Source organism: Streptomyces sp. N50 (assembly GCF_033335955.1).
Classification (GTDB): Bacteria; Actinomycetota; Actinomycetes; order Streptomycetales; family Streptomycetaceae; genus Streptomyces.
The window spans coordinates 1,558,974-1,570,596 of sequence record NZ_CP137549.1; the positions used below are offsets into that span (position 1 = coordinate 1,558,974).

The 11,623-nt window shown below is 71.4% G+C and carries 10 protein-coding genes; all 10 read right to left on the bottom strand.

The window, feature by feature from the left end; all coding sequences use genetic code 11:
* Positions 1–28 precede the first annotated feature (28 nt).
* Entirely contained in the window at positions 29–1,417 is a 1,389-nt protein-coding gene (locus tag R2B38_RS06595; RefSeq protein ID WP_318015377.1) for an aldehyde dehydrogenase family protein, read from the bottom strand.
* 125 nt (positions 1,418–1,542) lie between these two features.
* Positions 1,543–2,007, bottom strand: coding sequence for a DUF3574 domain-containing protein (locus R2B38_RS06600; RefSeq protein ID WP_318015378.1), 465 nt, complete (start codon positions 2,005–2,007; stop codon positions 1,543–1,545).
* 20 nt (positions 2,008–2,027) lie between these two features.
* Positions 2,028–3,362 carry an ABC transporter ATP-binding protein gene (locus R2B38_RS06605; RefSeq protein ID WP_318015379.1) on the bottom strand — a complete coding sequence of 445 codons (1,335 nt, stop codon included), beginning with the start codon at positions 3,360–3,362 and terminating at the stop codon, positions 2,028–2,030.
* A gap of 174 nt (positions 3,363–3,536) precedes the next feature.
* Positions 3,537–4,259, bottom strand: coding sequence for a class F sortase (locus R2B38_RS06610; RefSeq protein ID WP_318021597.1), 723 nt, complete (start codon positions 4,257–4,259; stop codon positions 3,537–3,539).
* A gap of 156 nt (positions 4,260–4,415) precedes the next feature.
* Positions 4,416–5,042 (bottom strand): hypothetical protein, encoded by a 627-nt coding sequence (locus R2B38_RS06615; RefSeq protein ID WP_318015380.1) that lies wholly within the window; start codon positions 5,040–5,042, stop codon positions 4,416–4,418.
* A gap of 106 nt (positions 5,043–5,148) precedes the next feature.
* The gene (locus tag R2B38_RS06620; RefSeq protein ID WP_318015381.1) at positions 5,149–6,393 is read right to left on the bottom strand and encodes an MFS transporter; all 1,245 of its coding nucleotides are present in this window, start codon (positions 6,391–6,393) and stop codon (positions 5,149–5,151) included.
* 64 nt (positions 6,394–6,457) lie between these two features.
* Positions 6,458–7,891: a citrate:proton symporter gene (locus R2B38_RS06625; RefSeq protein ID WP_318015382.1), complete on the bottom strand. Its 1,434-nt coding sequence runs from the start codon at positions 7,889–7,891 to the stop codon at positions 6,458–6,460.
* A gap of 122 nt (positions 7,892–8,013) precedes the next feature.
* A complete protein-coding gene (locus tag R2B38_RS06630; protein ID WP_318015383.1) occupies positions 8,014–10,254 on the bottom strand; it encodes a molybdopterin oxidoreductase family protein in 2,241 nt (746 codons plus the stop codon).
* Between the two features lie 118 nt (positions 10,255–10,372).
* Entirely contained in the window at positions 10,373–10,990 is a 618-nt protein-coding gene (locus R2B38_RS06635; protein WP_318015384.1) for a TetR/AcrR family transcriptional regulator, read from the bottom strand.
* A 64-nt stretch (positions 10,991–11,054) separates the two neighbouring features.
* A complete protein-coding gene (locus tag R2B38_RS06640; RefSeq protein WP_318015385.1) occupies positions 11,055–11,618 on the bottom strand; it encodes a hypothetical protein in 564 nt (187 codons plus the stop codon).
* Positions 11,619–11,623 lie beyond the last annotated feature (5 nt).

The window sequence follows — 11,623 nt, forward strand, 5'->3', positions numbered from 1 at the left end:
ACTGAACAGGCTCAATGGGCTGAGTGGGCTAGAACTGGAGGGACTTGGTCTGGAGGTACTCGGACAGCCCGTGCGCGCCCAGTTCCCGGCCCACACCCGACTGCTTGTAACCCCCGAACGGCGCACGGGGGTTGAACCGCCCGCCGTTGATGTCCACCTGCCCGGTCTCCAACCTCCGCGCGAACGCGACGGCTTCGGCCTCCTCACCGGCCCACACCGCACCCGCGAGGCCGTACACCGTGCCGTTGGCGATGCGCACGGCGTCGTCCTCGTCGTCGTAGCGGAGGATCGTCAGGACTGGGCCGAAGATCTCCTCCTGGGCGATCGTCATGTCGGGGGTCACGTCGGCGAAGACGGTCGGGCTGATGAAGTAGCCCTGCGGGGACGGGGATTCGAGGCCGCCCGCCACCAGGCGCGCGCCCTCCGCGACGCCCTTCTCGATGTAACTCCGCACCCTGGCCCGCTGCTTGGCGTTCACCACCGGGCCGATGCGGGCGCCGTACTTGGCGGCGGCCGTGGCGGCCAGCTCCACCGCCTCGTCGTACTGGTCGCGATGGACCAGCATCCGGGTCCAAGCACTGCACGTCTGACCGGAGTTGGACATCACGTTGGCGACACCGACGTTGACGGCCTTGGCGAGGTCGGCGCTCGGGAGGATGACGTTGGCGGACTTGCCGCCCAGTTCGAGGGCGACCTTCTTCACCGCGGCACCGGCCGTCGCGCCGATCTGGCGGCCCACGGCCGTGGAGCCGGTGAAGGAGACGAGGTCGACGCCGGGATGTTCGGCCAATGCCTGGCCGGCCACCGGACCCAGGCCCGTCACCAGGTTGAAGACGCCTGCCGGGATGCCCGCCTCGTCGACCGCCTCGGCGAACAACTGGGCGGTGAGCGGGGTGTCTTCGGCCGGCTTGAGCACCACCGTGCAGCCTGCCGCGAGGGCGGGGGCGACCTTGGCGACGATCTGGTGGAGGGGGTAGTTCCAGGGGGTGATCGCACCGACCACACCGATGGGTTCCTGGTAGACCGTCGAGTTGCCGACCTTCTCCTCGAAGGCGTGGGTCGCGGCGAGTTCGGCGTAGGAGCCCGCCACCGCGATCGGCACGCCCGCGTGGACGGCCTGCGAGAAGGCGAGCGGTGAGCCCAGTTCGGCGGTGACCGTCTCGGCGATCTCGTCCTTGCGGGCCGCCAACACGTCCCGCAGGGAGGCCAGTTGGGCGGCGCGTTCGGCGGGCGGGGTCGCGGCCCAGCCCGGGAGGGCGGCACGGGCGGCGCGTACGGCGGTGTCGATGTCCGCGGCGGTACCGGCCGGGACGCGGTCGATCACCTGCTCGTCGACCGGGTTCACCACGTCGATGGTGTCCCCGCTCGCGGCGGGGCGCCAGGCGCCGTCGATGTACATGCCGTCGTGTGCCTTCATCGTGCTGCCTCCCGGGCGTGACGTCGTCGTCCGCCTCACAAACTAGCGGTGTTAGTTTTCCGGCGCCAGAGACCCCGGGTCACGGACGCGCGGACGCCTTCAAAATCGGCCGGGATACGGGCGGTTCAGAAATCGACCCGGGTCCGGTCGTCCACCCGGGCCACCGCCTCCTGCCCGAAGGCCTTCTCGTACGCCCGCCGGACCTCCTCGATCTTCCGGTCGTTCGCGGCCGCCGCCTTCACCGGATACAGCAGGATCAGCTCGTACGACCGCTCTTTCTCGATCTTCCCGTTCGCGTCCCGCCACTGCCCGCGCCCGTTCTGCACGGTCAGCCCGTCCGGGAAGTCGGGCGTGACCTCCTTGTCGACGAAGCCCATGAACTGCCGGTCGGTGACGGCCGGTCCACCGTCCGGCCGCTCGGTGCCGAAGAAGAGCCGCGTCTCGACGTACGGCGTTCCGCGCGTCGGCGCGGGGGCGATCGCGGGCGCGGTTTCGGTGTCGAGGCTCGCGTAGGCGGTGGGGGCCGCGGCGGCGAGGAGGAGGCCGGCGGTCGCGAGGGCTGCCCGGTTTCGGGTGAAGTGCAGGGTCATGCGCCTATCCGTACCGGGCGTCACTCGTCCAGGTCGGGCAGCCGCGCCGGGGCCGGGGAGATCCGTTCGCCGTGCTGGTCGAAGACGAACAGGTGGGCGATGTCGACGAGAAGCGGGACGTGCATGCCGTGGCGGAGTTCGATGTCGGGGGTGGTGCGGACGACGAGGTCGCCGGGGAGGCGGCCCTCGGGCGGTACGGGGTCGGATTCCGGGGCCGTCGAGGGGTCCAGGACCACCACCGGTCCGGCGCGCAGTGCGCCCGCGCGTCCCCGCAGCCGGTCCAGGACACCGCCCTCGCGTCGTCGGCGGCGGACCGGGCGGGCCGTGCGCGGGGCCTCCAACTCCGGTACGACGGCGGGCCGGGAGCCGGTGTTGAAGTGGACGAGGACCTCGTGGCCCTGGAACTCGACGTGCTCGACGAGGCCGCTGATCGCCACCTCGCCGGGGCGGGCGGCGGCGGGCTTGGCGATACGGATGGCCTCGGAGCGCAGGCCGACGATGACCTCGCGGCCCTGCTGGACGCGGAGCAACTGGTGGTCCAGGCACAGGGGTTCGGGCAGCCGGAGGTACTGCTTGCCGAGGCTGATGGTCATCGCGCCGTCCAACGGGGCCCGCACCAGGCCGCGCAGGAGGTTGATGCGCGGGGTGCCGATGAAGGCGGCGACGAAGACGTTGCGGGGCAGGGCGTACACCGAGCGCGGGGTGCCGACCTGCTGGAGGACTCCGCCGCGCAGGACGGCGACGCGGTCGCCGAGCGACATGGCCTCGGCCTGGTCGTGGGTGACGTAGACCGTGGTGACGCCCAACTTGCGGGTGAGGGAGGATATTTCGGCGCGGAGGTGATTGCGGAGTTTCGCGTCGAGGTTGGAGAGCGGCTCGTCCATCAGGAACGCGGAGGGGTGGCGGGCGATGGCCCGGCCCATGGCGACGCGCTGGCGTTCGCCTCCGGAGAGCTGGCTGGGGAAGCGCTCCAGGAGGTCCTCGATGCCGAGCATGCGGGCGGTGGCGTCGACGCGGGCGCGCGGGTCCTCGCCGGGGGTCTCGATGCGCAGCGGGAAGCCGATGTTGTCGCGGCTGGTCATGCTCGGGTAGAGGGCGAAGTTCTGGAACACCATCGCCATGTCCCGTTCGGAGGGGGCGAGTTCGTTGGCGTACTCGCCGTCGAGTCTTAACTCGCCCTCGTCGATCTGCTCCAGGCCCGCGATCATCCTGAGCACGGTCGACTTGCCGCACCCCGACGGCCCGAGCAGGACGAGGAACTCCCCCGGCGCGATGTCCAGCGACAGCCGGTCCACCACGCGGACGCCTCGCGCGTAGGCCTTGCTCACGTCGTGCAGGGAGATGGCGCGTGTCATGACGAGTGCCCCCGGGGGCTCACTTGGGCGACGGTGCTCCGCGATCCGGACACCTCGCACGGGTCGTACGAGGCTTGTGAGTCACGGAAGCTAACGGAATGTGCGCACCCGGGGGAAGAGACCGGACGGGATCGGGCGGGTCGGTCCGGGTGGTGAGAAAACGGACGGTCATCTTCAGCCAGTTCGGGCGCGCTCACGAATCGCGACGAGATGGGCGAAGACGACGGTGTTGCCCGTGTAGCCGGTCCTGCGGTCGTAGCCGCCGCCGCAGGTGATCAGGCGCAACTCCGGTCGCCCGCGGGCGCCGTAGACCTCCCGGTCGGGGAAGTGCGCCTTCTCGTACGTCCGTACCGCGTCGACCGTGTAGACGGCGGTCCGTCCGTCGGCGCGCCGCACCTCGACCAGATGGTCCGGCTTGAGTTCGCCCAGGCCGGCGAAGACCGCGGGGCCGGTCATGGTGTCGAGGTGGCCGACGGCGACGGCCGTGCCCTGCTCGCCCGGGGCGGGCCCGTCGGCGTACCAGCCCACCCGCTTCGGGTCGTCGCCCGGCGGTGCGGACATCCGGTGGCCGCGGTCGAGCCGGAGGGGCATGACCGGGGCGTCGACGTCGAGGTAGGGGATGGCGAGGGCGATCGCGCGGGAGTGCGGGAGGGGGCGGGGTGGGGGTGCCGGGCGGGTGGGGTGCGGGACGGCGTGTGCCGACGGGCGTGCCGGGGGCGCCGGTCGGCCGCCGCGCGCGTCCGTGCGGAGGTCCGTGGCCGGCAAAGTCGCCCGGGACGGGCGGGAGGTGTCCCCGCCGGCACACCGGGCACCGCCGACCATCATGACGACGGCCAGCACGAGGGTCCGCACGAGCCGGAAGGCGCGCGTCCGGTACCAGGGCCGGCCGTACCGCATCACGCCGGTGGCGGTACGGCCGGGCGCCTCCCGGAGGGTTCGGCCAGGGGACCGCCGATCGCCTACGGCCGGTCGCGGCCCGTGGCGCGGGCGCATGGGGTCAGCGCCCCGCGCCCGGGTGGGGCGCGGGGCAGAGCCGGAGTTCATCGCATCCGCTCAGGACGCACCGTGGGGACGGCGACGCAGCCGGAACCAGACCGCCCCGCCGACCGCGGTCAGGCCCACCGCGGCGGCGCCCGCGAGCGGGGTCAGGGCCGCGTCCCTGGCCAGCCCGCCGCCACCGGCGGGCGGACCGCCGTTGGGACCACCCGTACCTCCGCCCGTGCCGCCCGTGCCTCCGCCGGTCGTGCCGCCGGTGCCGCCGGGCGGCGGGGACGGGCAGTCGACCTTGAAGACCTTGTGCTTGCCGTTGCCGTTCTCGCCGACGAAGTTCCAGGTCAGCTTGTACATGCCGTTCGGCAGGGTCGCGACGGGCATGGTGTGGCCGGTGCCGGTCGTGAGCGTGATGGAGCCGGAACGGGTCGCGCCGCCCGGGATCGACGGCTGGGTCTCGATGGACCAGGTGACCTGCTGGACCGTGTCGAAGTTGAACGCGTCGAGGTAGAAGTCGCACACCTTCGGCTGGTTGCTCTGGTCGTCGAAGGGCGTGCCCACCTCGTGGATCTTGACGTCTCCGTTGTCACCGGGGGCGGCGACGGCGACGGGCGCACCGAAGGCGACGGTCGCCGCGGCGGCGAGCACCGTCCAGGCGGCGGCTCGACGGGGCAGGAATGAGGTCGGCATGTACAGCCCTCCGAATCAGGTGATTATCGTACGAATCACTCTTCAACCTGATTCCTTTTCACGTTCGGCCCGCCGAACGCGCGCGCAGCGCCGTACGCGCCGTCAGTTATCGCTGGATATCGCCCTTCTGGCTCAAGGAAGGTCCCGCCCGCCGCACCCCGCGGAGTGCCGTACGCCCCTGTGGCGATCCGCCCGGTGAGCGCAGCGCGACCCCCGCCGACAGCACCAGCAGCGCGCCGAGCATCACGAACGGCGCGGCCACGCCCGCGACTCCGGCGACGAGACCCGCACCGGCGGGCGCGGCGACCTGGCCGAGGCGGTTTCCGGTGAGCCGTAGGGCGAGGGCGGTGGAGCGGGCGTCGTCGGGGGCGGCCTGTACGACCGTGGTCATGGAGAGGGGCTGGCCGACTCCCAGGCAGAAGCCCAGGATCGCGAGCATCAGGCCGATGGCCCACACCGGCAGCGGCAGCGCGATGCCCGCGCACAGGACGCCCGCGAGGAGGCAGGTGGCGGTCAACAGGGCTGCCCGGCCGAGGAGTTGGAGCAGCGGGGTCAGGACCAGGCGGCACGCGATGGTGGCCGCCGCGCGGATGCTGAGCAGGACGCCGATCACGGAGGGCGCGATACCCCGGTGCTCGCCGACCACCGGGAGGTAGGCGGTGAGGATGTCGGTCGCGGAGAGGACGGAGAGGCTGATGAAGATGCCGGCGGGTACGCCCCGAGCGCCCAGGATGCTCCGCATGGGCACGCGATCGCCTTGCTCCGTACGGGACTTGACGGCCGTACGGTCCTCGATGCGCCACAGCGACGTGAACGACACGGCGGCGCCCGCGCCCGCGACGAGGAGGGCGAGCGCGCTGGTGCCGGCCATGTCGGAGCCGCCGATCAGGGCGCCCGCGGCGATGGGTCCGATGAGCTGGCCGAGGGAGGCGCCGATGGTGAAGTGGCCGAAGTTGCGGTCCTGTTCGTGCGGGGCGGACTGGCGGGCGACCAGCGACTGGGCGCCGATCACGAAGCAGAGGTGGCCGAGGCCCATCACGCCGCTCCACATCGCCATCGCCCAGAGGGAGTTGGCGAGGCCGCTCAGCGCACAGCCGCCGGAGATCAGGACCACGCCGACCGGGAGCAGGGGCGCGCAGCGGCCGTGGTCGGTGCGGCGGCCGAGCGGTACGGCGGCGAACAGCGGGAGCAGCGCGTACACCCCCGCGATCACGCCGATCGCCCGCTCGTCGGCGCCGAGCGCGAGGGCCCGGTAGGAGACGGCGGGGCGGGCCATCGACACCGCCCCCTGCGCGAAGCTGAAGGCGATGACGAGGCGGAGCAGCCAGCCGCGGTTCCTGCCGGGCGCCATGGTGAAATCCCTTGTCACATCGGTCGGATGATGTCGGGTCAGGTGGTGGGCCCGATGTCGTTGGTCAGATGATGCCGAACAGGATTCCTGCCCCGAGGACGACGAGCGATGTCAGGGCCGCCCACTTGACCACGAACCTGGTGTGGTCGCCGAACTCGACCTTGGCCATGCCGACCAGGACGTACACGGCCGGCACCAGCGGGCTGGACATGTGCAGGGGCTGGCCGACGAGGGAGGCGCGGGCGATCTCCAGGGTCGAGACGCCGTGGGCGTTCCCGGCCTCGGCGAGCACCGGGACGATGCCGAAGTAGAAGCCGTCGTTCGACATGAAGTACGTGAGCGGGATGCTGAGCACGCCGGTGACGAAGGCCATGTGCGGGCCCATGCCGTCGGGGATGTTGCCGACCAGCCAGGTCGCCATGTGGTCGACCATGCCGGTGCCCTGAAGCACGCCGGTGAAGACGGCGGCGGCGAAGACCATGCCGGAGACGTTCAGGACGTTCTCCGCGTGGGCGCCGAGGCGGGCCTTCTGGTCGGGCATGTGGGGGAAGTTGACGGTCAGGGCGAGGGCGGCGCCGAGCAGGAAGAGGACCGGGATCGGCAGCCACTCCATGATCATGGCGGTGAGCAGGGTGACCGTGAGCAGCGCGTTGAACCAGTAGAGCTTGGGGCGCAAGGTCGCGCGGTTGGGGTCGAGGCCCTGGAAACCGTCGTCCTCGTCGGGGAGTTCGGCGTCGGCGTCCGTGCCTGACCCCGAACTGCCGCTCGCCGCCTGCTTGTTGTCGCCCTTGCCGACCGCCAGGCCCTTCTTGTCGCCGCCGGCGCCCACAAGGACCGCCTCCGACTCGGCGGGCTCCTCGACGAGCACCTCGTCCAGCGTCAGCACGCCGAGCCGCTTGCGCTCGCGGCGGCCGAGGACGTACGAGAGGACGAGGACCGCCAGCATGCCCACGGCGAGCGCCGGGATCATCGGGACGAAGATGTCGCTGGCGCTGACCTTGAGGGCGGTCGCGGCGCGGGCGGTGGGGCCGCCCCAAGGGAGCGTGTTCATCACGCCGTTGGCCATCGCGGCGACGCCGGTCATCACGACCAGGCTCATCTTCAGGCGTTTGTACAGCGGGTACATCGCCGAGACCGTGATCATGAAGGTGGTCGAGCCGTCGCCGTCCAGGGAGACGATCGCGGCGAGGACCGCCGTACCGACCACGATGCGCAAGGGGTCCGCCTTGCAGAACTTCAGAATCCCCCGCACGATCGGGTCGAAGAGGCCCACGTCGATCATCACGCCGAAGTAGACGATCGCGAACATGAGCATCGCCGCGGTGGGCGCGAGGCTGGTGACGCCGTCGATGACGTAGTCGCCGAGCTTGCCGCCCTTTCCGACGAAGACGCAGAACAGCGCGGGTATCAGCACGAGCGCCGCGATCGGCGACATCTTCTTCAGCATGATCAGGACCAGGAAGGTCGCGATCATGGTGAAGCCGAGGATGGTCAGCATGAGTGGAACACCTAACGTTCGCCTTTGAACTCCCACCAGGGACGGCGGTCCGACGACGTTAGGTCGCGCAAAGCTCCGTTAACAAGATGTTGACGCGCGAGCAATAAGCGCAAAACTCCAGGTCACAGCGGTGCGGTGAGTGCGGCGACCTCCACGGGCACTCCGTTGAGCACCGCGTTGCCCGACAAAGGGTCGAGCTGACTGCCGTCGAGCAGCTGGTTCACGTTGACGCCCGGATCGGTGGCCGCGTGGCTGAGCCGGGTGCCGGGACGGTCGTGCCCCCAGCCGTGCGGAAGGCTGACGACCCCGCGCCGCAGCCCGTCGGTGATCTCGGCGGGGGCGGTCACCTCTCCCCCGGCGCCCTTCACCCGGACCGGCGCCCCGTCGACCACGCCCAGCCGCTCCGCGTCGTCGGGGTGGATGTGCAGGGTGCAGCGGTTGGTGCCGCCGGTGAGGGCGGGCACGTTGTGCATCCAGCTGTTGTTGGAGCGGAGGTGGCGGCGGCCGACCAGTACGAGCCCGTCGGCGCGGTCGCTCATGGCCTGCCGGAGCCGGGGCAGATCGTCGACGATCGGCTGCGGCAGGAGTTCGACCTTGCCGCTGCGGGTCTTGAGCGGTTGCGGGAGGCGGGACTTGAGCGGGCCGAGGTCGATGCCGTGCGGATGCGCGAGGAGTTGTTGGAGGGTGAGCCCATCGGGTCGTACGCCGAAGCCGTCGCCGTAGGGACCGAGGCGCAGCATCATGTCCAGCCGTCGCTCGGGGCCGGTGTCGCCGGTGAGTTGGGAGGCGAGTTCGTGCGCATCACGGCCGTGGACGGGCGAGTTGGGATCCTTGACTGCCTTGCCGAGGGTCTGGTCGATGACCATCGTGTCCACGGCCTCGGGGTCGGCGCCGTGCATGCCGCTCGCGGCGAGGACCAGCCGGGCCAGGATCTCGGTCTCGGCCATCCGGCCGGGTTCCAGGGGGATCGCGGGGCGGGTGTAGCGGACCTGGTTGCGGACGGCGAGGGTGTTGAACGCGAAGTCGTGGTGCGGGCTTTGGGAGGGCGGGGGCGGTGGCAGTACCACGTCGGCGTGGCGCGCGGTCTCGTTGAGGTACGGGTCGACGCTCACCATGAAGTCCAGTGAGTCGAGGGCCTTGTCGAGGCGGGCGCCGTCCGGTGCGGAGAGCACGGGGTTCGCGGCGACGGCGACGAGCGCGCGGATCGGTTCACCCTCGGCGGTCGCGGTGTCGATCTCCTCGGCGAGCGCGGAGAGCGGCAACTCGCCCTTGGCCTCCGGGTATTGGCTCACCCGCGACCGCCAGCGACCGAGCGCGAAGCCACGCCCTGGTCCGGCGGGCCGGGGCGTCCGGTCGGTGGCGGCCTGCGGGAAGAGGGCACCGCCGGGCCGGTCGAGGTTGCCGGTGAGAATGTTGAGCACGTCGACGAGCCAGCTGGCCAGGGTGCCGTGCGGGACCGTGCAACTGCCGATACGGCCGTAGACGGCGGCAGTTGGGGCGGCGGCAAGTTCGCGGGCGAGGGCGCGGATCTCGTCGGCGTCGACGTCACAGGCGCCGGTCACGGCTTCCGGGGTGAAGTCCCGTACGGCGGAGCGGAGTTCATCGACGCCCTCGACATGCGAGGCCAACTCCCCCAGGTCCACGAGGTGTTCGTCGAAGAGGACGTGGGTCATCGCGGCGAGCAGCAGGGCGTCGCCGCCGGGGCGGACCGCGATGTGGCGGTCGGCGAGTTTGGCGGTGCGGGTGCGGCGCGGGTCGATGACGGTGAGGGTGCCGCCGCGGGCCTTGAGGGCCTTGAGCTTGCCGGGGAAGTCGGGGGCGGTGCACAGACTCCCGTTGGACTCAAGGGGGTTGGCGCCGATGAGGAGGAGATGGTCGGTGTGGTCGAGGTCCGGTACCGGGATCGCGTTGGCGTCGCCGTAGAGCAGTCCGCAGGAGACGTGTTTGGGCATCTGGTCGACCGTGGACGCGGTGAAGACGCTGCGGGTGCCGAGGGCGCCGAGCAGGACCTGCGGGTAGAGGGCGCCGGCCATCGTGTGCACGTTCGGGTTGCCGAGGACGACACCGACGGCGTGCGGGCCGTACCGCTCGACGACCGGGCGCAGGCCGGCCGCGACCGCGTCGAAGGCCTCCTCCCAGGTGGCCTCGCGCAACTCGCCGTCCCTGCGCACGAGGGGGCCGCGCAGCCGGTCGGGGTCACTGTCGACGGCCCCGAAGGAGGCGCCCTTGGGGCAGATGAACCCCCGGCTGAACACGTCGTCGCGATCGCCCCGGGCACCGGTCACCCGGGTGCCCTCGATGGTGAGCGTCAGCCCACAGGTGGCTTCGCACAGGGGACAGATACGCGGGGCGGTGCGGGACACGGGGCCTCCAGGGCGTCGTTGCCTCTTGGCGGCGAGCATACCGAGCGGTATGGGGGGTGGCGAGGGGGTGACGGGGGTGGTGTCGGAAACCCGCGGCACGTGGATGTCGGACCGCCGGTCAGTCCAGCACCCGTGCCAGATAGGCCCGCAGCATCGCCCGTGTCTCGGCGATGACCTTCTCGTCGCCCTCCGGTGCGACCCGGAACGCGAGGTGGACGAGGGCGTCGGCGGTTTCCACGGCGACCAGGAAGGTGCGGCGGAGGTCCTCGTCGGGCTCGCGGGCGAGGTAGCCGGAGAGGAGCTCGGTGAGGCGGTCCGCGACGCGGGTGTTGGGCTCCGCGTGGCCCGAGCCGATGGGGATCTGGTTGCCGAAGTCGACGAGGGAGAAGCCGGGCGCGGTGCGCTTCATCGCGAGGTACTCGTCCAGGACCGCGTCCACCGCCGTCCGCCAGCCTTCCGCGCCGCTCTCCTTGAGGCGCTCGGTGACCCGCTCCGTGTACCGCTCAAGGTTGCGCTGGGCCAGCGCGTCGGCCATCGCGCGCTTGTTCCCGAAGAAACGGTAGACCGAGCCGATGGGCACACCGGCGCGCAGGGCCACCGCCCGGGTGCTCAGCGCGTCGTAGCCGACCTCGTCGAGCAGGTCGGCGCAGGCGTCGAGAATCCTGGTCAGCCGTTCGGCGCTCCGCCGCTGCACGGGCGCACGCCGGAGCGATGTCGTGTGGGGCACGGGCTTCATGATGCCTTTCCGCCGCGGTCACGTGAAGCTCGTACCTGAGTACGGAATTGGGTGTCCGTAGCACTCATTTCGACCCCTGCGCCGGTGTGGAGCCGGCGCCCTTGCTTCCGTCGGGGGTCGCCTGGGCCGCCGACGCCGTGATGTCCGCCGTGCTCTCCACCGGTTTCCCGTGGACGGCCCACACCGTGCCGTCGTCGGCGTAGAGGCGCGCGGTGACGTGATGGGTGCCGTGCGGGACGAGGTCGGCCGCGAGGTGGTACTCGGGGATGCGGAGGCGGGCGACGGTGCGGCCGTCCACGAGGAGGTGGACGGTGCCGCGCCCCGCGACGGCCTGCGGTTTCACACCCGCGGGCGAGAAGCGGAAGTCGTGCACGGTCAGCGTGACGTCCCAGCTGTCGTCCGCGGCGTCGGGCTCCACCTCGACCCCGACCTCCGGCGCGCCCTTCTTGCCCACCTCGCGGTAGTGCCGGCCCTGCTCGTCCGTGTCGTCGAGCACCTTGCCCACCGGCGACGGCGACACCCGGTCGCCCTTCCCCGCATGGGCGTCACCGGAGCCGCAGCCCGCCGATCCGGCCAGCAGCAGGGCACAGACCGCGAGCGCGGTGAGAACAGCGCGCGACCACGACATGCGGG